The sequence below is a fragment of the Microbacterium sp. SORGH_AS_0421 genome, from assembly GCF_030818635.1.
GTDB lineage: Bacteria > Actinomycetota > Actinomycetes > Actinomycetales > Microbacteriaceae > Microbacterium.
Map to the genome: position 1 here is coordinate 1,093,409 of NZ_JAUTAO010000001.1, position 24,255 is coordinate 1,117,663.

Below are 24,255 nucleotides of genomic sequence, written 5' to 3' on the forward strand. Positions count from 1 at the left end.
CTTACGACCGCGTTACGCGCCTTTCCTAAACTAGGACGAGTGGCAGTTCTCGGAACAGAGTCCGGCGGGGCTCGAGCTTCCCTCACGTTTCGTCCGCGCTCCAACTCCGCGCGGATCACGGCACTACCTGTAGGCCTTGAGTTCACGAGCCCCCTGCCCTCGCGACAGGGCGTGTTTGACGTGAAACATCTCCGAAGAGGGGACTGTCACGGCAAGCTCAGCGAGAACCTGGCGGGGGAGCGGGAAACGGGCCACCGCCCGCAGTATTGCAATGCGCCGTCGATGGAGCGGCTCACCATCAAAGGTCTCCTGTGGGACCGCGACTCGACCCCACGAACGAGTCACACCAGATTGCCGCTACCCAGGTCCGGCGATGCCGGTGTTTCACGTGAAACGGCTGAGGAGAGGGGGGTAACACGGTGAGATCGGCGAGACCCGGGCAGGGGAGGGAGAAGCGGGCCACCCGCCGCAGCGTTGCAATGCACCCAACGGTGAAGCGGCTCGCCATCGTGGGTTTCCTGCGGGACCGCGTCCCGAGCCCACATACAAGTCACACCGGATCTCCCCTACCCAGGTACGGCGATCCGATGTTCCACGTGAAACATCCACGAAGAGGGGACTGATACGGCAAACTCGGCGACAATCCGGCGGGGAGGAGGAAACGGGTCGCCGCCCGCGGCACTGCAATGCACCGTCGGTGACGCAGGTCGCTATCGAGGGTGTCCTGCGGCACCGCAATTCGACCCCACGGACGAGTCACACCATGGTGCCGCTACCCAGGTGCGGCAGTGCCGATGTTTCACGTGAAACAGCACGACGGAGCGGGGCCGCCTGATCAACCTTTCCATCTGCAGTCAGCACGGAAACTGGATGCCCAAGCCAGACGCTGGAACGACGTGCGCGAACGTGCCGCGAATGGAGCAGAACCTTCACTCGGCCGAACTTCGTAGACGAACAACCCCGCCGCCTCAACCTCCCCACTCAAGCCAATCAGCAGTAGTTGACGTTTCACGTGAAACACCTCGTGTGCCTCACGCATCCCCACGCTCTCCCGGATACCTCGGGCCCGACCATCGCGCGCCACTGACGCTGCACCGGGCCTGGCGGCTCCTGGCCGCTTCCGCAGCGCTACCACCTAACGCCACTGCCATACGTACGGACGATCTATCGTGACACCAAACGACACCGGCGCACCGGACAGTCCGACCGACAGCGCGCCGGGGGAGCCCACTTCGCCGCAGTATCGCAATCCCCGCCGTCGACCACCAATAGCCTCCGAGTCCAAGCCAGGCTGTTGCCACGGGTGGGGGAGAGTCCCCTGCCCCATGTGAACCATCACCAAAGCCAGTCAATGACCCGTTCCCTCACCCGTGAAGATGCGTAAGCCGATTTACCCGAGTGGGTCTGATGGCCCAGCGCCTGATCCCGAGAACCCGCCACGGGTCGCCGCGCCTCATGCCGATCGCGCGCCCTACGCCTCACTCCCGCAATCGCTGCCGGCTGCGAACCATATGTGGCGCCGTGAAGAGGCCGCCAGCACAACGGCAGGCAGATTGCCACGGCGTGGCGGCCGCTCTCCGCGCGACAGCGGCAGAGGAGCCGATTGACGACAAGGGCGTGTCCGATAAACGTTTCCGCTGTGCGGCATCGGGTGGACGCCTCCGTGCGGTTATGCCCTGCCAGCGCCTGGTTGCTTCCACTATGGTCGTGGGCATGACCAGGGTTCACGTAAGAGCGACCTACGTTGAGATCCCGGCAGAGGATTTGGAACGCGCGGAACGCTTCTACCGCGGTCTCTTCGGTGCCTCGGTGCGGCGGACGGTCCTCGACGGTCATCAGTGTTGCATCCTCGATGAAGATTCGGACGCAGCGAGCGCGGTCATCGCTTTGATGCAGGGCGAATCGTACGTTCCATCCATCGATGGCACTCGCGTCTACGTGTCGGTGGACGACGTCGAAGCAGTGGTAGCGAGGGCGCAAAAGCTCGGTGGATCGGTGCTGTACCCCGTTACAGAAGTCGCCGACGGCCTGATTGTTGCAGAGCTGGCTGACAGCGAGGGTAACCGGATCGCCCTCAGCAACCAGTAGTGGCGGGCGTGACGTGTCGCTGACGGGGCGAGCCCACCGCGATCCGTTAGGGATGTCTGAGACGCTCGGCTGATATCGCGGACTCACGTGCTTTCGGATGCTCTGTGGTCGTCGATTGAGGACATGCTTCCCCGTCCCACCGGTCGGCCGGGGCGGAAGTTCTCCGACGCGAGGCTGATGGTCGAGGCGATCATCTACCGTTACCGGTGCGGGATCGCCTGGCGGGACCTATCGCAACTGTTCGTCCTATGGCAGACGGTGTGAACCTGGCATTATCGGACGGCTGTCACCGGAACCTGGGACACCGATAAAACGAGAACACCGCGGAACCCCAGGCGATCCGCGAGCAAGACTTCGACCGTCATTCACCTGCGTCTACTCGTGGCGCGAACGCACACGACACGGACGAGACAGCCGGCTGAAGTCAGGCCGCCGGTGAGGCGAGAGGGCAAGTATCCATAGGAATTACATAGGAAACAGCATGAGCCGATGCCGCTCGCTGAGGTGAATGGCGAACTGGAAGGTCAACGACTGACGGTGGCGAGAAAGACCCGCGTCGGCTCCTCGAGGACACCCTCGCCGACGACTTCGACAGAAACATCGCTGAGGCCGTACTTGCGCACCTGCTTCGAGGCGGCCTCGACCTCGGCACCGACATTGGCGCCCTTGAGAAAGACCAGACGACCGCCGGGACGCACCAGGGGAGCGGTGAACGGCAGAAGGGTCCGCAGAGCACTCACCGCACGAGCTGTCGCCACGTCGAACACTCGACCCTCAGCCCACTCCTCGCCACGCATACGCGCGACGGTGACGTTCTCCAATTCGAGCTCGGCCACCTGCTCCGACAACCACGCCGTACGGCGCTCCATGGGCTCGATGAGCGTCCACTCGACGTCCGGTCGGGCGATGGCGAGCACGAGCCCGGGCAGGCCGGCACCAGAGCCCACGTCGACGGCGCGACCCTCGAAGAACGGCGCCGCGATAGCGCTGTTCAGAATGTGACGCGTCCACAGTCGCGGCACCTCGAGCGGGCCGATGAGCCCACGTTCCTCGCCGTGGACCGCGAGATTCTCGGTGAAGCGACGAGCCTTCTCGAGATTCACACCGAAGAGCGTCGATGCAGCACTCGGCTCACTTTCGAGCTGTTCCGGCATCCTGAGGCTCAGCCGCGGCGGAGCACGGTGTGACGATCGGCGCCCTCACCGAAGGACTCGGACGAGAAACCGCGATCGGCCGCGATGTCGTGCACCAGCTTGCGCTCGTAGCTCGACATCGCCGGGAGCGATGCCTGAGACGCACCCTCATCGAGACGAGCGATCGCCCGATCGACGAGGTTCTCGAGCTGACGCTGGCGCGCGTCGCGGGATCCACCGATATCGAGGATGAGCCGTGAGAACCGGCCCGTCGCATTCTGCACCGCGAGACGCGTGAGCTCCTGAAGAGCCTGCACCGTGTCGGGGTGCGAGAGGGTCGACAGAGCCGCCGCATCCTCGGCCTCGACAGAGACGTAGGCGCGTCCTGCGCGCACGTCCATGGCGAGGTCACCGTCGATATCGGCGATGTCGAGAAGGCCCTCGAGGTAGTCGGCGGCGATGTCGCCTTCCTGCTCGAGCTGTTCCTCGGTGGCGGCAGTCTGCTCGGGTGCGATCTGATCGGACGTCGTCATCGTGATCTCCGGTTCTCAGGAGGCGGGTGCGGAACCGGCGTTGCCAGCGGATCCACCCGCGGCGCCGGTGTTCTTCGTGGACTGCTGCTTCTTCGCGCGCTGCTTGCCCACCGGCTGCTGGCGCTTCGGCTGGGCCGCACGAGCCTTCTCGGTCTCTTCGAGCAGTCGCTGCTGCTCAGCGCGGTACTTCTCGATGGGAACGACCTTGCCCGACGAATCGATGGCCTTGCCCTTGCGCGCCAAGCGCTCCTCGCGAGCCTTCGCGGCGTCGGAACCGGGAGTCGGCATCTCGCGGATGACCACGAACTGCTGAACCATCGTCCACAGGTTGCTCACGAACCAGTAGATGACGACACCGAGCGGGAAGAACACACCCGAGAAGATGAACGCCAGCGGCAGGATGTAGAGCATGATCTTCTGCATCTGGTACGCCTGACCGGTCTTGGCCTCGGGCGACAGGTTCTTCGAGATGATCTGCAGCTGCGTGAAGAACTGCGAGCCGATCATGAGCACGACGAGCGTCAGCAGAATCGCGACGGTGACCTGGCCATCGGCCTGGCCCCATGCGGTGACCAGGTTGACGTGCATGGACGCCACATCGAACAGGCGCGCGTCGTAGAACTCGGTCGTCAGTTCGGGAGTCAGCAGACCCACACCGCCGATACCGCTCGCGGCGTGCTTCGACACGTCGTTCAGCACGCTGAACAACGCGAAGAAGATCGGCATCTGCACAAGCAGGGGCAGGCAGCTCGAAACCGGCGTCGTTCCGTGCTTCTTGTACAGCGCCATGGTCTCGCGGCTCATCGCCTCGCGGGACAGCTGGTCGCGCTTGCCCTTGTACTTCTCCTGCACCTTGCGCAGCTCGGGAGCGATCTCCATCATCTTGCGCTGGCTCTTGATCTGCTTCACGAAGAGCGGGATCAGGGCGGCGCGCACGATGAGCACGAGGCCCACGATCGACAGAACCCAGGTGAGGCCGGCCGCGGGAGCCATGCCCAACGCGGTGAAAAGGGCGTGCCACCCCACCAGCACGAGTTCGACCACCCATTTCAGTGGCCAGAGGATGGTCCCAATGAGATCGAATTGCACGATCAGTCCTTTCGGGAGGGCACGACGAATCCGTGCCGAGTGAGTTCGTGGCGGAAGGCCCGATGAGGACGGACGTCGTCGATGCCACCCTGAGCCCAGGGATGACAGCGTGCGAGACGGGCCGCGGTGAACGCGATGCCCTTCACGAGTCCATGCTGCTGCACGGCACCCACCGAATAGGCGGAGCAGGACGGGTAGTACTTGCACACGTCGCCGTAGACGTGCGAGATCGTCGCTCGATACGCGTGCAACAGCGCCAGCCCCGCATTGCGGGGGAGGAGCGGGATGGATGCCATGACACCGTCGGCCGTGAGCCGACCGGCCCCCGTGGACGAGGTCGGGAGAGTCGAGGCACTCATACCGATGCTTTTCGTTCGAGGCATCGCACCACTTCGGCGCGGAGCGTCGGATAGTCGACGGTCGCGGCCGAGGGCAGCGCACGGATGACAATCGAGGCGCCCCCGCGAACAGACGGGAGCGCCTCGGCGCACACCGCCTTGAGGCGGCGTCGAATGGTGTTGCGGGTGACTGCGGAGCCGACCTGTCGACTCACGATGAAGCCGAACCGGGGCGAATCGGTCTCAGCCGAGGTTCCGACGTAGGTCACGGTGTGCGCTCCGGCACAGCGAGTGCCCCGTCGGACCGTGGCTTTGTAGTCCGATCCGCGGGTGAGTCGGTTCGGCTTCGCGAGCACCGGGTCCGTCAGGCCGAGAGCTCGGTGCGGCCCTTGGCGCGACGTGCGGCCAGGATGCCACGGCCGGCACGCGTACGCATGCGGGCGCGGAAGCCGTGCTTCTTGGCGCGGCGGCGGTTGTTGGGCTGGAAGGTGCGCTTGCTCATGGGTCACTCCGGAGGTGATGTCGCCCGATGCTCTTCTGCCGGGGACGGGGGTCGGGACTGCCGTATAGGCATAAGTCAACCGACTAAGGCTACGTCGAGCGCGGCGTTAACTCAAACCGAGAACGCGACCGCCCATTATCCCCAGGCGTTGTACACAAGCGTGGAAAAGACACGCGGCCGCGTCCTACAGTGGATTTTGCTCCGACAGGGCCTCGAACTAGCGTGGCCCCGGAAGTTATCCACAGGTTCGACGCGACACGTCGATCACCCGTCGCGTCAAGACCCCGGAGGGGCTATGTCTCTGCACGAAGCACCGGATGTACCCGTCTGGTCATCCGTGTTGGACCAGCTTCTCACCGACGACCGCGTCACCCCGCAGCTGCACGGCTTCCTGAACCTCGCCGTTCCGCAGGGCGTCATGGGGGGAACCCTCTATCTCGACGTGCCGAACGACCTCACGGCAGCCCAGTTCAACAAGCGCATGCGCACGCCGATCCTCGAGGCACTCGCCCACGTGCAGGGAGAAGATCCTCAGATCGGCACGTTCCGCGTCGTCGTGAACCCCGATGTGATCGAGACGCAGCGCAGCTCCTCCGCCGCTCCGCGGGAAGAGCGCCCGCAGGCGGCACCCGCGCTCTCGACCATCAACGAGCAGGCTCCCGAGCCGATCGTCCCGGCGTCACGGAACGACACCCGCCTCAACCCGAAGTACACCTTCGACAACTTCGTCATCGGCCAGTCCAACCGTTTCGCGCACGCCGCGGCGGTCGCTGTCGCCGAAGCGCCGGCCAAGGCGTACAACCCGCTCTTCATCTACGGCGACTCGGGACTCGGCAAGACCCACCTCCTGCATGCGATCGGCGACTACGCCGCGAGCATGTACGCCGGCATCCGGGTCCGCTACGTCTCGAGCGAAGAGTTCACGAACGACTTCATCAACTCGATCGCCAACAACCGGGGCTCGGCTTTCCAGGCGCGCTATCGCGACGTCGACATCCTGCTGATCGACGACATCCAGTTCCTGCAGGGCCGTGCCGAAACGCAGGAAGCCTTCTTCCACACGTTCAACACGCTGCACGACCACGACAAGCAGGTGGTCATCACGAGCGACCTGCCGCCGAAACAGCTGACCGGCTTCGAAGACCGCATGCGCAGCCGCTTCGAGTGGGGTCTGATCACCGACGTCCAGGCGCCCGACCTCGAGACGCGCATCGCGATCCTCCGTAAGAAGGCGCAGAGCGAACGACTTCTCATTCCCGACGACGTGCTCGAATACATCGCCACGGTCGTCTCGTCGAACATCCGCGAGCTCGAGGGCGCCCTCATCCGTGTCTCCGCGTTCGCCAGTCTGAATCGCTCGACGCTCGACATGTCGCTCGCCCAGACGGTCCTTCGCGACATCATCGACCAGGACGACGCGAACGTGATCTCGCCGACGGACATCATCACGGCGACCGCGCAGTACTTCAAGCTGTCGGTCGACGACCTCTACGGTTCGAGCCGCTCGCAGGCGGTGGCCACCGCGCGTCAGATCGCGATGTACCTCTGCCGTGAGCGCACGAGCCTCTCGCTCCCCAAGATCGGGCAGCTGTTCGGGAACCGCGATCACACGACCGTGATGTACGCGTACAAGAAGATCAGCGACCTCATGAAGGAGCGTCGATCGATCTTCAATCAGGTTTCGGAGATCACCAGCCAGCTCGGCCGCATGCGCTGAGCGCCTGTCTCCCGAAGGGGCCCGACCACCACCGGTGGCTCGGGCCCCTTCGCTTTTTCTGCCCCTGACCGGGCGTGGAGCGTCTCTCACGGGGTGTTTCCGGGGTGGTTCTACACAGTGTGGAAAACCTGTGGATAACTCGATTTTCCTCGGGATGATCTGTGCACTGAGGCGTTAACGCTGTGGAGGAGCAGGAGGCGGTCGTCGCGACGACCGGTGTTAACTCGACAGGCTCTCCGCAGCTCGTCCACAGTTAACAGACCCCTGGTTCCCTGCTGTTAACAAGCGTGTCGCGAGTTATCCACACTCTCCACAGCTGTTAACAAGATGAAGATCCAAGTTCTTTGTTAAGAGAGATTCGATGACCTTGCCGTGGGGACGTCGCTCGGCGGGCGTCACCGCAAGGGGGCACTAGCATGGGTAAGCCATACCCGCCGTCAAGGGAGCACCCGTGAAGTTCCACGTCAATCGCGATGTGTTCAGCGAAGCCGTCTCGTTCGTGGTCAAGCTCCTGCCCCAGCGAAACCCGCAGCCGATCCTGGCCGGTGTGCTCATCGAGGCCAACGAACAGGGACTCACCCTCGCCGCCTTCGACTACGAGGCTTCGGCGCGCACGACGATCGAGGCGACCGTCGACGAGCCCGGCACGATCCTGGTGCACGGCCGACTCCTCAGCGACATTGCGAGCCGTCTGCCCAACGCTCCGATCCAGATCACGGTCGACGACGACGGTGGCATCCTGCTGACCTGCGGCTCCGCGCGCTTCACGCTCGCCTCCATGCCCGTGCAGGAGTACCCGGCCATCCCCGAGGTCACGGGCGAGTCCGGTCTCGTTCCCGCGGACGAGTTCGCCACGGCGATCGCACAGGTCGCGTTCGCGGCCTCGCGCGACGACGTGACCCCCGTCCTCACCGGCGTGCAGCTCGAGGTCTCCGGCACCCGCTTGAGCCTGGTCGCAACCGACCGCTACCGCGTCGCGCTCCGCGAGATCCCGTGGGATGGCGGAGCCGTGGCATCTGATGAGACCACTTCCGCTCTCGTGCCCGCGCGTACGCTGCAGGAAGTCGGCAAGACCTTCGCCCACAGCGGCGACATCTCCATCGCCTTCTCGGGCTCGGGCGACCGCGAGATCATCGCTTTCTCGTCGGGCAACAAGACCGTCACGTCGTTGCTCATCAAGGGCAACTTCCCGCCCGTGCGCCGGCTCTTCCCCGCGCAGACCGAACACCACAGCGTGGTCAACACCGCCGAGCTCGTCGAAGCGGTCCGTCGCGTGGCCCTCGTGCTCGATCGCTCCGCGCCGCTGCGTTTCACTTTCGGCCCCGACGGTGTCTCGATGGACGCGGCCGGTACCGAGCAGGCGCGCGCAACCGAGTCGGTCGACGCGACGCTCGTGGGCGACGAGGTCACTCTCGGCCTGAATCCGCAGTACCTCATCGAATCGCTCGGTGCCGTCCGCAGCGAATTCACGCGCATCACCTTCACCTCGAGCGACAACGCGAACAAGCTCAGCCCCGTGCTGGTCACCCCGCAGACGTCGGTCGAGAAGGGCGGCGAGGGGACGTTCAAGTACCTCCTGCAGCCCAACCTGCTGTTGCGCTGAGCGGCAACCCACGCTGCCGTGTCGGAGGCGGCGGGTAGTCTGACTCGGTGATCGTGGAGCAGCTCGGACTGAAGGACTTCCGCAATTACGCGGAAGCCGATGTCATGCTCTCCCCGGGGGCCAACGTGTTCGTCGGCCGCAACGGCCAAGGCAAGACGAACCTGGTCGAGGCGGTGGCGTATCTTGCGACTCTCGGCTCGCACCGCGTCTCCAACGACGCCCCTCTCGTGAAAGACGGGACGGATGCCGCGATCGTGCGCGCCCGGCTCGCCCACGGTGAGCGCAGCGTCCTGCTCGAGTTGCAGCTGAACCGCCAGGGCACGAACAAGGCCCGCGTCAACGGCGTCAACGTCCGCACTTCCGAGCTCCCCCGGTACGCACAGGTGGTCCTCTTCGCCCCCGAAGACCTGCAGATCGTGCGAGGCGACCCCTCCGCCCGCCGCAGGTTCGCCGATCAGCTCATCGTCCAGCGCACCCCGCGCATGGCCGGAGTGCTCGCCGACTACGATCGCGTGCTCCGCCAGCGCAGCGCCCTGTTGAAGTCGGCGCGCGCTCGGGGACTCCGCGGCGAGGCGCTGAGCACTCTCGACGTCTGGGACGACAAGCTCGTCACCCTGGGCACCGAGGTGATCGAGGCGCGAAGCGCGCTGGCATCCGACCTCTCCGATCCCGTGGCCACGGCCTATGCAGCGATCGCCGGCGCCGACCACGAACCGCGGCTGTCGTGGGCGCTCTCCGTGGGCGGCGGCGACCCCGAAGAGGGGGATGCCGTCGACGGCGCGCGATCGAGCGAGCCCCTGGCCGATCAGTTCCGGGCAGCCCTCGCGGCGAAGCGTTCGGCCGAGCTCGAGCGCGGTCTGACCCTCGTGGGCCCGCACCGCGACGATCTGGTGCTGCGCGTTCGGGGTCTGCCGGTCAAGGGCTACGCCTCGCACGGAGAGTCGTGGTCGGTCGCGCTCGCTCTGCGCCTGGCATCCGCCGAACTCCTCCGCGCCGAGTCGCGTCTGGGCGACCCGGTTCTCATCCTCGACGACGTGTTCGCCGAGCTCGACGCCGGCCGCCGCACCCGACTGGCCGAGCTGGCCGGTGGCTACGAGCAGGTCATCGTCACCTCGGCCGTCGAAGAAGATGTGCCCGATGTCCTGCGGGCACACGTCGTCCGCGTCGAGGCGGGCCGCATCGAGGAGCCCCGCGGTGAGTGACGACGCCGAGATCCCCGAAACGATGTCGACCTACTTGCGGCTTCGTGGGCTCGAGCCCTCTCCGTACCGCAAGAAGAAGCGTCGTCGTCGGGCGGACGACGGCGAGAACGCTCCCTTCAGCCCGGGCCGCGACCCGCGCGGTCTGGGCGATGTGATCTCGGCGCTGACCCAGTCGGCGGGGTGGGAGCCCCAGCTCTCGCGCGAGGACCTCGTGCGCACGTGGGATCAGGTAGCCGGAGCCGACACCGCGGCGCACACGCGCCCGGTGGCCCTCGAGAACGGAACGCTCACCGTTCAGGCCGATTCGACGGCGTGGGCCAAGCAGTTGCAGTTCATGCGCGCGCAGATCCTGTCGGAGATCCTTCGGCGCTTCCCCGAGGCCGGTGTCGAGGCGATCCGGTTCGTAGGCCCGGACGTCCCCTCGTGGAAATGGGGGCCCAGAGCCGTTCCAGGCCGCGGTCCGCGCGATACCTACGGCTGAGTCATGGTCGATCCCGGCTCGACGCGATTTATCCCCGCGTAGGGGCGTACAAGCCATTTCGAGAGCCCTTCCGCGATAGGATGGGAGTTCCGACGAATCGATCTGGAGCGCGCGTACCTATGACGTCCGAAAACCCCGACAGCGTTTCCGAGGAACCCGAAGTCCCCGCCGCGGCGAAGAAGGTTCCCAACGAGTACGGGGCGGACGCCATCCAGGTGCTCGAGGGCCTCGAGGCCGTTCGCAAGCGTCCCGGTATGTACATCGGCTCCACGGGTGAGCGCGGTCTGCACCACCTCGTGCAAGAGATCGTCGACAACTCCGTCGACGAGGCGCTGGCCGGCTACTGCGACACGATCCAGGTCACGATCCTCGGTGACGGCGCCGTGCGCGTGGTCGACAACGGCCGCGGCATCCCGGTCGACATGCACCGCACCGAGGGCAAGTCCACCGTCGAGGTCGTGCTCACCGTGCTGCACGCCGGCGGAAAGTTCGGCGGGGGCGGCTACGCCGTCTCGGGCGGTCTGCACGGTGTCGGCTCGTCGGTCGTGAACGCCCTCTCCACGCGCCTCGAGGTCGAGGTCCGGCGCCAGGGGCACGTGTGGCGTCAGTCGTTCCGCGACGGCGGTGTGCCGCTCGCTCCGCTCTCGAAGGACGAAGAGAGCGACGAGACGGGAACGACGATCACCTTCTGGCCGGATGCCACGATCTTCGACACCATCGACTTCGACTACGACACCCTGCGCACGCGCTTCCAGCAGATGGCCTTCCTCAACAAGGGCCTGCGCATCAGCCTGCGCGACGAGCGTCCGCAGTCCGTCATCACGGAGGGCGAACCGGGCGAAGAGGTCACCGAAGCCCGTCACGACACGTTCCTCTACGAGCGTGGGCTCGTCGACTACGTCGAGCACCTCAACCGCGTGCGCAAGGCCGACGTGGTCAACGACGAGATCATCGAGGTCGAGTCCGAGGACACCGATCGAAAGATCGCCCTCGAGCTCGCGATGCAGTGGACGACCGCATACACCGAGAACGTCTTCACCTACGCGAACACGATCAACACCCACGAAGGCGGCACTCACGAAGAGGGTTTCCGCGCCGCGCTGACGACGCTCGTGAACCGTTACGCCCGCGCGAACAACCTCCTCAAAGAGAAGGACGACAACCTCACCGGCGACGACATCCGCGAGGGTCTCACCGCGGTCATCTCGGTCAAGCTGTCGGAACCGCAGTTCGAGGGTCAGACCAAGACCAAACTCGGAAACACCGAGGCGCGCGCCTACGTGCAGAAGGTCGTGGGCGACAAGCTCGGCGATTGGTTCGACCGCAATCCGGGTCAGGCCAAGAACATCATCCGCAAGGCGATCGACGCCGCGACCGCGCGCCTCGCCGCGCGCAAGGCACGCGAGACCGCTCGCCGTAAGAGCGTGTTCGAGTCGGCCGCGATGCCCGACAAGCTGAAGGACTGCACCTCGAAGGATCCCTCGATCAGCGAGATCTTCCTCGTCGAGGGTGACTCGGCCGGTGGCTCCGCGGTGCAGGGTCGCGATCCGCACACGCAGGCAATCCTGGCGCTGCGCGGCAAGATCCTGAACGTCGAGCGCGCGCGTCTCGACCGCGCCCTGGGCAACAAGGAAGTCCAGGCCATGATCCAGGCCTTCGGCACGGGCATCGGCGAAGACTTCGACATGGCCAAGGCGCGGTATCACAAGATCGTGTTGATGGCCGATGCCGACGTCGACGGTCAGCACATCACGACGCTGTTGCTCACGTTGTTGTTCCGCTACATGCGCGGGCTCATCGAGGCCGGCTACGTCTACCTCGCTCAGCCGCCGCTGTACCGACTGAAGTGGTCGAACCACCCCCACGAGTACGCGTACAGCGACCGCGAGCGCGACGCGATGCTGATCGACGGACAGGCCTCCGGTCGCCGCATCCCCAAGGACAACGGCATCCAGCGCTACAAGGGTCTCGGCGAGATGAACGATCACGAGCTGTGGGAGACCACGATGGACCCGCAGACGCGCACGCTGAAGCAGGTCACGATCGACGACGCCGCCGCAGCCGACGAGATCTTCTCGGTGCTCATGGGCGAGGACGTCGAGTCGCGACGCAGCTTCATCCAGCGCAACGCCAAAGACGTCCGCTTCCTCGACATCTGATCTCGCACGACGCATTCATCACGGAACTGAGAAGACATGGCTGACGACATCACGCCCGAATCCGACGACGTCCGCGGCGAGCCGGCGCACGACCACGGGAAGATCGACCAGGTCGACCTCCAACTCGAGATGCAGCGGAGTTATCTCGACTACGCGATGAGCGTCATCGTCGGGCGCGCTCTGCCCGATGTGCGTGACGGCCTCAAGCCCGTGCACCGCCGTGTGATCTACGGCATGTACGACGGCGGTTTCCGTCCCGACAAGTCGTTCTCGAAGTGCGCCCGTGTGGTCGGCGAGGTGATGGGTCACTACCACCCGCACGGTGACGCCCCCATCTACGACGCCCTCGTGCGCCTCGTGCAGCCGTGGTCTCTGCGCTACCCCCTCGCTCTCGGTCAGGGCAACTTCGGTTCGCCCGGCAACCAGGGTGCGGCCGCGCCCCGATACACCGAGACCAAGATGGCTCCTCTCGCGCTCGAGATGGTGCGCGACATCGAAGAAGAGACCGTCGACTTCCAGGACAACTACGACGGTCAGACCCAGGAACCGACGGTCCTTCCCGCGCGCTTCCCGAACCTGCTCGTCAACGGTTCGGTCGGCATCGCGGTCGGCATGGCCACGAACATCCCCCCGCACAACCTGCGCGAGGTCTCGTCCGGTGCCCTCTGGGCCCTCGAGAACCCGGATGCCACGCGCGAGGAGCTGCTCGAAGCGCTGATGGAGCGCATTCCCGGCCCCGACTTCCCGACGCGTGCGCAGATCCTCGGCACCCGCGGCATCAAGGACGCCTACCGCACCGGCCGAGGCTCGATCACGATGCGGGCCGTCGTCAACATCGAGGAGATCCAGGGCCGCACGTGCCTCGTGATCACCGAGCTGCCCTACCAGGTGAACCCCGACAACGTCGCCGTCAAGATCGGCGACCTCGCTCGCGAGGGCAAGATCACGGGCGTCGCCGACATCCGCGACGAGAGCTCGGGGCGCACCGGTCAGCGCTTGGTCGTCGTGCTCAAGCGCGACGCCGTCGCGAAGGTCGTGCTGAACAACCTGTACAAGCACACGCAGCTGCAGGAGAACTTCGGCGCGAACATGCTCGCGATCGTCGACGGCGTGCCCCGCACCCTGTCTCTCGACGGCTTCATCAGCCTGTGGATCGACCACCAGGTCGAGGTCATCGTGCGTCGCACGCAGTACCGCCTCCGCAAGGCCGAGGAGCGCATGCACATCCTGCGCGGCTATCTGAAGGCGCTCGACGCGCTCGACGACGTCATCGCGCTCATCCGTCGGTCGCCGACGGCTCAGGATGCCAACGAGGGCCTGCAGAAGCTTCTCGACATCGACGACATCCAGGCGCAGGCCATCCTCGACATGCAGCTGCGTCGACTCGCGGCCCTCGAGCGTCAGAAGATCGTCGACGAGGCCACCGAGCTCGAGGCGCGGATCGCGGACTACAACGACATCCTCGCCACCCCCGCCCGTCAGCGCACCATCATCCGCGACGAGCTCACGGCGATCACCGATCGCTTCGGCGACGACCGTCGCACCGAGATCCTGCACGGATTCGACGGCGACGTCTCGATCGAAGACCTCATCGCAGAAGAGGAGATGGTCGTCACGGTCACCCGCGACGGCTATATCAAGCGCACACGCAGCGACAACTACCGCTCGCAGCATCGCGGCGGCAAGGGTGTGAAGGGCGCGCAGCTGCGCGCAGACGACGTGGTCGAGCACTTCTTCGTCACCACGACGCACCACTGGCTGTTGTTCTTCACGAACAAGGGTCGCGTGTACCGCTCGAAGGCCTACGAGGTCCCCGAGGCCGGCCGGGATGCCAAGGGTCAGCACGTCGCGAACCTGCTCGCCCTTCAGCCCGATGAGGAGATTGCGCAGATCCTCGACATCCGCGACTACAACGTCGCGACGTACCTCGTGCTCGCGACCCGCAACGGTCTCGTCAAGAAGACCCGCCTCGACGAGTACGACACCAACCGACAGGGCGGTGTGATCGCCATCAAGCTCCGCGGCCAGGTCGCGGAAGAGGGCGACGAGGCCGAACAGGGCGGTGCGGACGAGCTGGTCAGCGCCATGTTGGTCGACGAGGGCGATGACATCCTGCTCATCAGCCGCCTCGGACAGTCGTTGCGGTTCTCCGCCACCGACAGTGCGCTGCGACCGATGGGTCGGTCGACCTCAGGCGTAAAGGGTATGGACTTCCGCGAGGGGGACAGCCTGCTCTCGGCATCGGTGGCGAAGGACGACGAATTCGTCTTCGTCGTGACCGAGGGCGGATACGCCAAGCGCACCGCGGTCACCGAGTACCGCATGCAGAACCGCGGTGGTCTGGGCATCAAGGTGGCTCGTCTGACCGATGATCGCGGCGTTCTCGCGGGCGGAATGATGGTGTCGGAGGGCGACGAGGTCCTCGTGGTTCTTGCCAGCGGCAAGGTGGTACGCTCTGCCGTGGCCGAGGTCCCCGCCAAGGGGCGCGACACCATGGGTGTCGTGTTCGCACGAGCCGGAGGTGATGACAGGATCATCGCCATCGCCCGAAACGCAGAGCGGAACCTGACCGAGACGACGGAGACGACCACGGAGCCCGCCGCTTCCCCCGCGGACGAGGCCGACGCCTCCTCCTCCGAGACCCCCGAGGAAAGTACTGACGCATGAGCACGGTAGCCGACAAGCTCGCCAAGAAGTCGACTCACAAGACCCCCGCCAAGCAGGTCCGACTGCGCCTGGTGTACATCGACTTCTGGTCGGCGGTGAAGCTGTCGTTCCTGGCGGCGGTCGCCCTGGCCATCGTCACGGTGGTCTCGTACTTCCTGATCTACCTCGTCGTCTCGGCGACACTGCTGACGAAGCTCGATGAGTTCTTCACCAGCTTCACCGACGGCGGTGCGACCCTCTCCCAGTACGTCGGCCTTCCCCAGGTGATGGCGTTCGCGGCCATCATCGCCATCTTGAACCTCGTCATCGTCACGGTGCTGGGCGCCGTGATGGCGGGCATCTACAACCTGGCGGTCAAGGTCACCGGCGGCCTTCTCGTCGGGTTCACCTCGAACTGACGTCGATTCGTCAAAACCTCGCGAGTCCGGTAAAGTCTTCGAGGTTGACATCACGTCAGCGAGACGGGGCTATAGCTCAGGCGGTTAGAGCGCTTCACTGATAATGAAGAGGTCCCAGGTTCAAGTCCTGGTAGCCCCACCCCTTCCCTCGCGGGGCCTTAGCTCAGCTGGTAGAGCGCCTGCTTTGCAAGCAGGATGTCAGGAGTTCGAATCTCCTAGGCTCCACAATCGAGAAAGAAGAGCCGGTCCATCGGGACCGGCTCTTCTTCTTTTCCGCCGTCGCTCTCACGAGGCGCGTCGTCGCCTCCCTCTTCGGAGCAGAACGACGGATGCCGTGTACAGGACCGCTCCGCCGACCGCGAGGACCGTGTTCATCCCCTGCAGCGTCACGGCGAAGGGCGGGAGGAATGCGCAGAACCACGCGATCGCCAGGATGACCGATCCCGGTGCCGGCGGAAGGTCGCCCAGCGCCTCGAATCGGATCAGGATCAACGAGAGCAACCCGAGCACGATCGCCGTCGCCAGGAAGACCAGGGGGCGCGTCGCCCACCACTGCGGACTCGCGGGTGCGGGAGCTGCGCCGGGGATGAGCAGGGCGATCCCCGAGATGATGAGGATGACGGGCAGGTGCCACAGGTACACCGTCATCAGGCGGGATCCGACCGCGAACACCACCCCCTGCGCGAGGCGCGTGCGCATGAGCGCGGTGAGCGCGGGCTTCGCCAGACGCAGCAGACACGCCTGAGCGAGGCCGAACAGCACGAGGGGAAGAGTGGGCGGGTTGAGATTCGCCAGCATGTTGTCGGAGTAGGGCCCCCACACGACCACGGCGCCGACCACGAGGTAGCAGGCGGTCGCGAGGGCGAGGAGAGATACCGCCGAGCGGCGATCGAACCACCCGTCGCGGTACCAGAATCCCAGCTGCTGGATGAGGGGCCAGACGAACAGGAGATTGAGGTAGCCCAGTTCCTCCACCCCGGAGAGGAACCGTAGGGCGTCCACCGCCACGACCGCGGTCAGAAGCACCGCGAGGGTTCCCCGAGGGGCCCGCGCATGCCACTGAGCGGCGAGGGGGACCACCGCCTGGCACAACAGGTATGCGGCCAGGAACCACAGCGGCATCCCGACTCCGACGACGGCGGCGGCGACCAGCGACGGATCGACCCCGATGGCGGTGGCGGCGACCAGGACGACCGCGACGAAGAGGAACAGGGGCAGAGCCGGTTGCGCCAGCCGCAGCGTCCGCGAACGCACGAAGCCGAGGGCATCACCGCCGCGGGCCGTCCACGTCGCCCACCCCGCCGCGGAAGCGAATCCGCCGACGACGAAGAAGAGCGGCATGATCTGTCCGAACCAGGTCGCGGTATCGAACCAGGGCTGCATCTCTGCGGGCCGTGAGGTGACGAGGGAGCCGTCGGGGCCCCACCCCACCCCGACCTGCAGCAAGTGCACGATGACCACGAAGCACACGGCCGTGACACGGGCGAGATCCAGAGTCAGATCGCGGCGCGAGATATCCGTCGTCGTCGTCGAGAGCGCTGTATGCATGGCACCATCGTGGCGGGTACCGGTCCCTCACCGTCAACTCCGACACGCGGGTGAGCACCCTCGCTAGAGTCTGGTCATGGACATGCGCGTGGCCGCGTACGCCGTCGTCACCGACGCCGACGACCGTGTGCTGCTCGCCCACTGGATAGACGGCCGGCGAGGGGCGTGGACCCTTCCCGGCGGGGGCCTCGAGGACGGTGAAGACCCCGCCCACGCGGTGCGCCGCGAAGTGCGCGAAGAAACGGGGTTCCGCGTCGTCGTCGACGACCTGCTTGGCATCCATTCTCGGGTGATTCCGGCCGAAGCCCGGCTCGCGGGCGGAGCCACGGGTCCGCTGCACGCGTTGCGGATCGTCTACCGCGCGCGCGTCGTGGGCGGCCGGCTGAGATTCGAGACCGACGGATCGACCGACAGGGCCGAGTGGTTCACCCTCGCGGCCACGCGAAAGCTTCGACGTGTTCAGCTCGTCGACGTAGCCCTGCGGATGGCAGGCCTCCTCGGCTCCTGAGCGTCAGGCGCGCTCCGCCGTGATGTCGGCGACGGTTGCGCCGTAAGAGGCGATGAGCTCATCGGCCTCGACGAACACGCTGTAACCGTGCGCTCCGGCTCCCATGGCGATGCGCGTGCCCACGATGCGTTCGTCGGCGAAGACCGGCCAGTCGGTCATACTGCCGATGGGGACGATGGTGCCTCGCTCGTAGCCGGTGGCGGCGAGGGCCAGCTCGGGCTCCGGGAGGCGCAGCTTGTTGACCCCGACCACCGCACGCAGCTTCGGCCAAGAGATGGCACGGTCACCGGGTACGAGAGCGAACAGGTACGTGTCGTCGGACCGCTTGACGACCAGCGTCTTCACAATGGATGCAGAGGGGATGCCGAGCAGCTCGGCCGCCTCGTCGAGGCTCGACGCCGCCGGACGCTCACGCACATCGACCGAGAGGCCGCGCTCTCGCGCGGCCTCTCGGACTCTGATGGTGGGATCGCTCACGCGTCGGGTGCGCGCAGCGGGTCGTCCGCCACCCACAGCTCATCGTCAGCGCGCAGCGTCTGCCACGCGGCGTAGGCGACGCCCGCGGCGGCGACCACACCGAGGATGATGGCGATGACGCCACCGGCACCGATGCCGTCGTGCTGCGAGGGAAGCTTCTTGGCGAGACGCTTCGACGCCTGCTTGCCGTACTTCTCGGCGCGCTTGGCGTACTTGTGCGTGTCGAGCTCGAAACCACGGCCCTTCGCGAGGCGGTCACGGGTGTCGCCCGCGGCGTCCCACACCGACATCGCTCCGCCGACGACGGCACCGGCCGCGGGAACGACCTTGTGGCTGAGGAAGCGATTGCTGTACTTCACGCTCTTGTCGACGTACGGAGCGGCGTACTTGTTGTACCCGTCCTGCACGGCGGGGACGAGATCTTCGCGGCTGAAGCGACCGAGCTGGTGGCCGGCTTCTCGAGCGACCTTCCCGCTCTCGCCCAGCAGCACCTGCTGCGACTCCCACACCTTTGCGGCGTGCTTCTGGAGCTTGCGCAGTTCCTTCTTGCTCTTGCGGCTGAGGCCCACGGCTCATCCTCCCTATCGATGGGATGTACGTTCGTTCATCTTGCCAGAACGGGTCGCCGGCACCGCCGACCCTTGCAGATAACTCTGAGAGAATGTACCCATGGCCAACCACACCGCCGTAGCGACCCTGCACACCAACCACGGCGACATCGTCGTCAACCTGTTCGGCGACCACGCTCCGCGTACCGTCCGCAACTTCGTCGGACTCTCCGACGGAACCCAGGAGTGGACGAACCCGGCGACGGGCGCCAAGGGCGAGGGCCCTCTCTACAAGGACGTCATCTTCCACCGGATCATCCCCAACTTCATGATCCAGGGCGGCGACCCGCTCGGTCAGGGCATCGGTGGACCGGGATACAACTTCAACGACGAGATCAGCCCCGAGCTGGACTTCACCCAGCCCTACAAGCTCGCCATGGCCAACGCCGGTCTGCGCCGCAACGCCATCACCGGCCAGCCCGAGGGCACCAACGGATCGCAGTTCTTCATCACGACCGACCCGACTCCGTGGCTCCAGGGCAAGCACACCATCTTCGGTGAGGTGGCCGACGAGGCCTCGAAGGCCGTCGTCGACAAGATCGCCGCCGTTCCCACCGCTGCGGGCGACCGCCCGATCGAGCCCGTCGTGCTCCAGTCGGTCGACGTCGTCTCGGTCTGACCTTCCAGGCGGCGGCGGGTGTCCACAACTGACGAGTTCCGTCGTAACAGCGACAACTTCTGTTATCGGCATCCCGACCGGCAGAGCTTCGTGCTGTGTCAGCGGTGCATGCGCACCGTGTGCTCGGAGTGTCGTACACCTGCCGCCGTCGGAGTCATCTGCCCCGAGTGCATGGCGCAGCAGCGCGCCTCGCAAACCCCTGCTCAGAAGAAAGCCCAGCGTCGCTGGGCATCGCGTCCCGTGTCGTTGGTCGCGTCCGGCAGACCGCAGATGACGCTGGGCATCATCGCCGTCACCGGACTCGCCTACGTCATCGGTCTGATCCCCGGTGTGGGCGGGGTCGTGCGAAACCTGCTCGCGTTCAACAGCCTCTACCTCGTGCCTCAACTGGGTGTGCTGGAGCCGTGGCGCCTGCTGACGGTCGCCCTCGTCCACAGCGGCTTCTTCCACGTGGGCCTGAACATGCTCGCGCTCTGGTTCATCGGGCGCAGCCTCGAGCCCCTGCTCGGCCGCGGTCGTTTTCTCGCGCTCTATCTGATCGGCGCGCTGGGCGGATCCGTTGCGGTCGCGCTCCTCGCCCCCGGCGTGTCCACGGTCGGTGCCTCGGGCGCGATCTTCGCGTTGTTCGGTGCCCTCCTGGTGATCGGAAGGCACATCGGGGCGGACATCCGCGTCATCGCCCTGCTCATCGCCATCAACTTCGCCTGGCCGTTCGTGATCGCGGCCATCGGTGCCATCGGGTCGGGCGACTTCGCCGGATCCCTCGCGGCGGTGGGCATCTCGTGGCAGGCCCACCTCGGCGGTCTCGTCACCGGAGCGGGAGTGGGGCTGATCTATGCACGCACCCGTGCGGCGGCGCAGAAGCGCCTGCAAATCGGTCTGCTGGTCGGGTTCAGCGCTCTATTGATCGCCCTGCTGGCAATCCCGGCTCTCTTCTACGTCTGAGAGTTATCCACAGCCCCGTCCACAGGTGGGGATGAATTACACGTGTGTAAGTCAGCGCCACTTCGTGGTCATGAGGAACCCGACGAAGGCGATGCCGAAGCCGATGACGAGGTTCCACGGACCGATACCCGGGATCGGGAACTGTGAGTTGCTGAGATAGAACACCAGCACCCACACGAGGCCGATGAGCATGAGGCCGATCATGATGGGCAGGAACCACACGGGGTTCGGAGCCGATCCGCCTTCGTTGCGCTCAGCGATCGGGTCTTCGCCTTTGCCAATTCGAGCCATGCGGGACAGTCTAACGGTCAGGCACGCGTGATCCCGCGGAACTAGACTGCCCCCGTGCAGACCGTCGACCAGCCGCAGACCCGTCGGGGATCACGGCGCGGGAGCGCGCCGCGTCGCCGGGTGTCCGTCATCGGGGTGATCGGCGATGTGTTGGTCACCGCCGGCGTCCTCGTGCTCCTCTTCGTCGTGTGGCAGCTCTGGATCGGCGACGCCATCATCGGCGCGCAGTTCAAGGATCAGGGCAAAGAGCTCAGCGAGCAATGGAACGCCGATCCTCCGCCGCCCGCCCCCTCTGCCACCACGACGACTCCGGCGCGGCCGGCAGCACCGCCCACCGCGGACCCGCCCGCCCTGGAGCAGCCGGGAGACGCGGAACGCTTCGGCGTGGTCTACATTCCGCGTCTCGGACCCGACTACCACTTCACCGTGGCCGGAGGAGTCAGCTCCTCGCGCACGCTCGACCCGATCGGTCTCGGCCACTACCCCGACACCGCGATGCCCGGACAGGTGGGCAACTTCGCCATCGCCGGCCACCGCGGCAGCCACGGCGCGCCCTTCGCCGACCTTCCTTCGCTGCGTATCGGTGACGCCATCGTCGTCGAGACCGAGGTCGGCTGGTTCACCTACCGCTTCCGAAACATCGAGTACGTGCGCCCCGACGGTGTGAATGTCCTGCTGCCCACGCCGCAGCAGCCGCAGATCGAGGCGACGGACCGCCTCATCACCATGACCACCTGCAGCCCGCGCTACGGCTTCTCGGAGCGTGCGATCGGCTACGGCGTCTTCGAGTCCTTCACCCCGCGGACCGACGCCGGTCCGCCGGCGTCCCTGACCTCTGGAGCATCCTGATGTACGGAGCCCTGTGGCGCGTCCTCCCCGGTCCCTGGTGGGTGCGCTTGTTGATCCTCCTGGTGCTGGTCGCGGTAGTGCTCTACGGCCTGTTCTTCTACGTCTTCCCCTGGGTGAGCGACCTCGTCTACCCCCAGGAGGTCACGGTCGAGTGAGGCCCTGGCGCGTCGTCGTCGTCGACAATCGCGATAGCTTCGTCCATACCCTCGCCGGCTACCTTCGCGATCTGGGTGCCGAGACCGTCCTCCTCGATTCGCGAGAGTCTGGGCTACCCGAGCGCGCGGCGAGGGACGCGGACGCGATCCTCGTCTCCCCGGGGCCAGGGCACCCCGACGACGCCGGGCACTCCATCGCCGTGGTCCGCGCGGCGTTCGGCGCCGGCATCCCCCTGCTCGGGGTCTGCCTCGGTCATCAGGCCATCGCGGCGGCTTTCGGTGCCCGTGTGGGGCATGCGCCAGAGCTGTTGCACGGGATCACGAGCGTCATCCGGCATCGAGGCCAGGGCGTCTTCGAGGACCTCCCCGCGGGATTCGTCGCCACGAGGTATCACTCCCTCGCGGTCGAGCCGGACTCGCTCCCGGCCGAGCTCGAGATCACCGCGCAGACGGACAGCGGCGTGGTGATGGGTGTACGCCACCGAACCGCGCCGATCGAGGGGGTGCAGTTCCACCCCGAGAGCGTGCTCACCGAAGGCGGCCACCTTCTGCTCGGCCGCTGGCTCGAGAACGCCGGATTACCGGGAGCCGCCGCGCGCGGCTTGCTGCTTCACCCCCGCGGGATCAGGAACCCGCGCACACCGTCAGCGTGATCTCGCTGTGCACGGGGACCTCGCCCGGGGCCAGCGACTGCGTCTTGACCGTCGGGGGCGTAGCCGCCTTGCATCCGGGATCCTGCTGAGTCTTCACCGTCAGCTGCTTCGAGTCGGACTCCAACTCGCGCTGCGCAGCCTCGAGGGTGTAGCCGGTGTAGTCCACGATCACGACCTGACCGCTCGCGACCACGAGGTTGACCGTGGTGCCCTTCGCGACCTCGGAGCCCGATTGGACGCTCGACGAGATGATCGTTCCCGCGGCCAGGGCGGGGTCGTCCTGGCGTCGTATCGAACCGACCGTGAGACCGGCCTTCTGCAGGGACGTACGCGCCTCGCTCTCGGTGATCCCGTCGAGCGTCGGCACCTTCGCCGTATCGGGGCCGGTGGAGACGTACACCGTGATCCGTTGACCCGAGGTGACGTTGGTTCCGGCCTCGGGGACCGTGCTCACGACGTTTCCGGCAGCGACCTTCTCATCGGACTCGTTCACACGGCTGGTGGTCAGCTGCTGAGCTTCGAGTGTCTCGACGGCACGGTCGTACGACATGTCGACGACGTCGGGAACCGTGTAGGCACTGGTGGGGACGTCGTCGCTCGGTTGGATCTGCATTACCCAGATGAGCACCGCCACCAGCAGCACCGCGAGGACGGTGACGCCGGCCCAGATCCAGGCCACCGGAGGACCGGGTTGGGTGCGACGCATCGTCGTGTCGGTGCTGAGCTGTCGCAACGAGCGGGCCGTCTCGGCCGCCTGACGCGGGTTGGGTCCGTACAGCTCGTTGGACAGCGCCGACATCTGGCGCTTCGTGGGTCCCTTGCCGTCGACCGTCTCGTCGAGTGCTTCGCGGAAGCTCGCGGCGTCCTGCGGACGCTGGAACGGATCCTTGGCCAGGGCGCGGAGCACGATGGCATCCAGAGCCCGAGGAACCGTCTCGACGATCTCGCTCGGCGGGACGGGGGCCTCGCTGACGTGCTGGTAGGCCACGGCCACCGGGGTCTCGCCGCGGAACGGCGTGCGCCCCGTGAGCAGCTCGTAGAGCACCACGCCGGTGGAGTACAGGTCGGCGCGCGCGTCGACGGACTCGCCCTTGGCCTGCTCGGGCGAGAAGTACGCCGCGGTCCCAACGATCGCCGTGGTCTCGGCGACCGTCGACGACGAGTCGGACACCGCGCGGGCGATGCCGAAGTCCATGACCTTCACACGACCGGAGTCGGTGATCATGACGTTGCCGGGCTTGATGTCGCGGTGGACGACACCGGCGCGGTGCGAGTACTCGAGAGCCTCCAGGATGCCATCGACGTATCGCAGGGCGTCGTCGGTGGGGACGGGGCCCGCGGCGATGACGTCCTTGAGCAGGCGACCGTGTACGAGCTCCATGACGATGTACGGCACCGGACGCTCGTGGCCGTCCTCCCCGGTCTCGACGTCTTCGCCCGCGTCGAACACACGGACGATCGTCGGGTGAGCCATGCGCGAGGCCGCCTGCGCCTCGAGACGGAAGCGCGTGCGGAATGCCGCATCGCCGGCCAGGTCGGCCTTCAGGACCTTGATCGCGACCGTGCGGCCGAGTGTCTGGTCGTACCCGCGGTAGACGCTGGCCATACCGCCGCGACCGATGAGGTCGTCGACGCGGTAGCGCCCGGAAAGGACGCGCGTCTCAGTGGTCACGGGTGGAGCTCCTGGCGTGG

26 protein-coding genes and 2 tRNA genes are annotated in these 24,255 nt (G+C 66.2%); 17 read left to right on the plus strand and 11 right to left on the minus strand.

Going from position 1 to position 24,255, the window contains the following annotated elements; all coding sequences use genetic code 11:
- Nucleotides 1-1,713 precede the first annotated feature (1,713 nt).
- Together QE416_RS05130 and QE416_RS05135 are read left to right on the plus strand one after the other, a co-directional pair.
- Entirely contained in the window at nt 1,714-2,088 is a 375-nt protein-coding gene (locus QE416_RS05130) for a VOC family protein (RefSeq protein WP_307314120.1), read from the plus strand.
- A gap of 87 nt (nt 2,089-2,175) precedes the next feature.
- Complete coding sequence (locus tag QE416_RS05135; protein ID WP_373458837.1) at nt 2,176-2,352, plus strand: transposase; 177 nt, start codon at nt 2,176-2,178, stop codon at nt 2,350-2,352.
- Between the two features lie 260 nt (nt 2,353-2,612).
- Here QE416_RS05135 and rsmG read toward each other — a convergent pair whose 3' ends face one another.
- Genes rsmG through rpmH form a run of 6 tightly spaced genes read right to left on the minus strand, consistent with a single transcriptional unit; the run spans nt 2,613 to nt 5,683 of the window.
- Complete coding sequence (gene rsmG, locus QE416_RS05140) at nt 2,613-3,242, minus strand: 16S rRNA (guanine(527)-N(7))-methyltransferase RsmG (protein ID WP_210075536.1); 630 nt, start codon at nt 3,240-3,242, stop codon at nt 2,613-2,615.
- Between the two features lie 8 nt (nt 3,243-3,250).
- On the minus strand, nt 3,251-3,754 hold the full coding sequence (locus QE416_RS05145) for a R3H domain-containing nucleic acid-binding protein (protein WP_210075538.1): 504 nt from the start codon (nt 3,752-3,754) through the stop codon (nt 3,251-3,253).
- Nucleotides 3,755-3,769: 15 nt separating this feature from the next.
- Nucleotides 3,770-4,843 (minus strand): membrane protein insertase YidC, encoded by a 1,074-nt coding sequence (gene yidC / locus QE416_RS05150; protein WP_210075540.1) that lies wholly within the window; start codon nt 4,841-4,843, stop codon nt 3,770-3,772.
- A 2-nt stretch (nt 4,844-4,845) separates the two neighbouring features.
- A complete protein-coding gene (gene yidD, locus QE416_RS05155) occupies nt 4,846-5,202 on the minus strand; it encodes a membrane protein insertion efficiency factor YidD (RefSeq protein WP_307314125.1) in 357 nt (118 codons plus the stop codon).
- Entirely contained in the window at nt 5,199-5,537 is a 339-nt protein-coding gene (rnpA, locus tag QE416_RS05160; RefSeq protein ID WP_115916435.1) for a ribonuclease P protein component, read from the minus strand. The genes yidD and rnpA overlap by 4 nt, the downstream gene beginning before the upstream one ends.
- 8 nt (nt 5,538-5,545) lie before the next feature.
- A complete protein-coding gene (rpmH, locus tag QE416_RS05165; RefSeq protein WP_013584598.1) occupies nt 5,546-5,683 on the minus strand; it encodes a 50S ribosomal protein L34 in 138 nt (45 codons plus the stop codon).
- Nucleotides 5,684-5,978: 295 nt separating this feature from the next.
- Between rpmH and dnaA the strand changes: the two genes are divergently transcribed.
- The 9 genes from dnaA to QE416_RS05210 all read left to right on the plus strand — a co-directional run bounded on the left by dnaA (nt 5,979) and on the right by QE416_RS05210 (nt 16,135).
- Nucleotides 5,979-7,400 carry a chromosomal replication initiator protein DnaA gene (gene dnaA / locus QE416_RS05170; RefSeq protein ID WP_267788831.1) on the plus strand — a complete coding sequence of 474 codons (1,422 nt, stop codon included), beginning with the start codon at nt 5,979-5,981 and terminating at the stop codon, nt 7,398-7,400.
- A gap of 451 nt (nt 7,401-7,851) precedes the next feature.
- Nucleotides 7,852-9,003 carry a DNA polymerase III subunit beta gene (dnaN, locus tag QE416_RS05175; protein ID WP_141377057.1) on the plus strand — a complete coding sequence of 384 codons (1,152 nt, stop codon included), beginning with the start codon at nt 7,852-7,854 and terminating at the stop codon, nt 9,001-9,003.
- 47 nt (nt 9,004-9,050) lie between these two features.
- Complete coding sequence (gene recF / locus QE416_RS05180) at nt 9,051-10,205, plus strand: DNA replication/repair protein RecF (protein ID WP_307314132.1); 1,155 nt, start codon at nt 9,051-9,053, stop codon at nt 10,203-10,205.
- A complete protein-coding gene (locus QE416_RS05185; protein ID WP_246078171.1) occupies nt 10,198-10,686 on the plus strand; it encodes a DUF721 domain-containing protein in 489 nt (162 codons plus the stop codon). The genes recF and QE416_RS05185 overlap by 8 nt, the downstream gene beginning before the upstream one ends.
- Nucleotides 10,687-10,805: 119 nt before the next feature.
- Nucleotides 10,806-12,845: a DNA topoisomerase (ATP-hydrolyzing) subunit B gene (gene gyrB / locus QE416_RS05190; protein ID WP_210075551.1), complete on the plus strand. Its 2,040-nt coding sequence runs from the start codon at nt 10,806-10,808 to the stop codon at nt 12,843-12,845.
- Between the two features lie 36 nt (nt 12,846-12,881).
- The gene (gyrA, locus tag QE416_RS05195; RefSeq protein ID WP_267788836.1) at nt 12,882-15,512 is read left to right on the plus strand and encodes a DNA gyrase subunit A; all 2,631 of its coding nucleotides are present in this window, start codon (nt 12,882-12,884) and stop codon (nt 15,510-15,512) included.
- Nucleotides 15,509-15,910 (plus strand): DUF3566 domain-containing protein, encoded by a 402-nt coding sequence (locus QE416_RS05200; RefSeq protein ID WP_103207439.1) that lies wholly within the window; start codon nt 15,509-15,511, stop codon nt 15,908-15,910. The genes gyrA and QE416_RS05200 overlap by 4 nt, the downstream gene beginning before the upstream one ends.
- 65 nt (nt 15,911-15,975) lie before the next feature.
- A tRNA-Ile gene (locus QE416_RS05205) sits at nt 15,976-16,049 on the plus strand.
- A gap of 13 nt (nt 16,050-16,062) precedes the next feature.
- Nucleotides 16,063-16,135 (plus strand) — tRNA-Ala (locus QE416_RS05210).
- Nucleotides 16,136-16,195: 60 nt separating this feature from the next.
- On the opposite strand, the gene QE416_RS05215 is transcribed toward QE416_RS05210, so the two are convergent.
- Nucleotides 16,196-17,458, minus strand: coding sequence for an acyltransferase (locus QE416_RS05215; protein WP_307314139.1), 1,263 nt, complete (start codon nt 17,456-17,458; stop codon nt 16,196-16,198).
- Nucleotides 17,459-17,534: 76 nt separating this feature from the next.
- Here QE416_RS05215 and QE416_RS05220 point away from each other — a divergent pair, with 76 nt between their 5' ends.
- Nucleotides 17,535-17,966 carry an NUDIX hydrolase gene (locus QE416_RS05220; protein WP_210075556.1) on the plus strand — a complete coding sequence of 144 codons (432 nt, stop codon included), beginning with the start codon at nt 17,535-17,537 and terminating at the stop codon, nt 17,964-17,966.
- 3 nt (nt 17,967-17,969) lie between these two features.
- On the opposite strand, the gene QE416_RS05225 is transcribed toward QE416_RS05220, so the two are convergent.
- Complete coding sequence (locus tag QE416_RS05225; protein WP_307314143.1) at nt 17,970-18,443, minus strand: aminoacyl-tRNA deacylase; 474 nt, start codon at nt 18,441-18,443, stop codon at nt 17,970-17,972.
- Nucleotides 18,440-19,012, minus strand: coding sequence for a hypothetical protein (locus QE416_RS05230; RefSeq protein WP_056225083.1), 573 nt, complete (start codon nt 19,010-19,012; stop codon nt 18,440-18,442). Before QE416_RS05230 ends, QE416_RS05225 begins: the two co-directional genes overlap by 4 nt.
- Nucleotides 19,013-19,112: 100 nt before the next feature.
- Here QE416_RS05230 and QE416_RS05235 point away from each other — a divergent pair, with 100 nt between their 5' ends.
- Both QE416_RS05235 and QE416_RS05240 read left to right on the plus strand, forming a co-directional pair.
- Nucleotides 19,113-19,670 (plus strand): peptidylprolyl isomerase, encoded by a 558-nt coding sequence (locus QE416_RS05235; RefSeq protein ID WP_210075561.1) that lies wholly within the window; start codon nt 19,113-19,115, stop codon nt 19,668-19,670.
- A 270-nt stretch (nt 19,671-19,940) separates the two neighbouring features.
- Entirely contained in the window at nt 19,941-20,615 is a 675-nt protein-coding gene (locus QE416_RS05240) for a rhomboid family intramembrane serine protease (protein WP_307314147.1), read from the plus strand.
- 51 nt (nt 20,616-20,666) lie between these two features.
- On the opposite strand, the gene QE416_RS05245 is transcribed toward QE416_RS05240, so the two are convergent.
- A complete protein-coding gene (locus QE416_RS05245) occupies nt 20,667-20,906 on the minus strand; it encodes a cell division protein CrgA (protein WP_210075563.1) in 240 nt (79 codons plus the stop codon).
- 54 nt (nt 20,907-20,960) lie between these two features.
- Between QE416_RS05245 and QE416_RS05250 the strand changes: the two genes are divergently transcribed.
- Genes QE416_RS05250 through QE416_RS05260 form a run of 3 tightly spaced genes read left to right on the plus strand, consistent with a single transcriptional unit; the run spans nt 20,961 to nt 22,563 of the window.
- On the plus strand, nt 20,961-21,755 hold the full coding sequence (locus QE416_RS05250; RefSeq protein ID WP_267788843.1) for a class E sortase: 795 nt from the start codon (nt 20,961-20,963) through the stop codon (nt 21,753-21,755).
- A complete protein-coding gene (locus QE416_RS05255; protein WP_267788844.1) occupies nt 21,755-21,910 on the plus strand; it encodes a hypothetical protein in 156 nt (51 codons plus the stop codon). Before QE416_RS05250 ends, QE416_RS05255 begins: the two co-directional genes overlap by 1 nt.
- Nucleotides 21,907-22,563 carry an aminodeoxychorismate/anthranilate synthase component II gene (locus tag QE416_RS05260; protein ID WP_307314151.1) on the plus strand — a complete coding sequence of 219 codons (657 nt, stop codon included), beginning with the start codon at nt 21,907-21,909 and terminating at the stop codon, nt 22,561-22,563. Before QE416_RS05255 ends, QE416_RS05260 begins: the two co-directional genes overlap by 4 nt.
- On the opposite strand, the gene pknB is transcribed toward QE416_RS05260, so the two are convergent.
- Nucleotides 22,535-24,235 (minus strand): Stk1 family PASTA domain-containing Ser/Thr kinase, encoded by a 1,701-nt coding sequence (pknB, locus tag QE416_RS05265; protein ID WP_267788846.1) that lies wholly within the window; start codon nt 24,233-24,235, stop codon nt 22,535-22,537. The genes QE416_RS05260 and pknB overlap by 29 nt on opposite strands.
- Nucleotides 24,236-24,255: the final 20 nt, after the last annotated feature.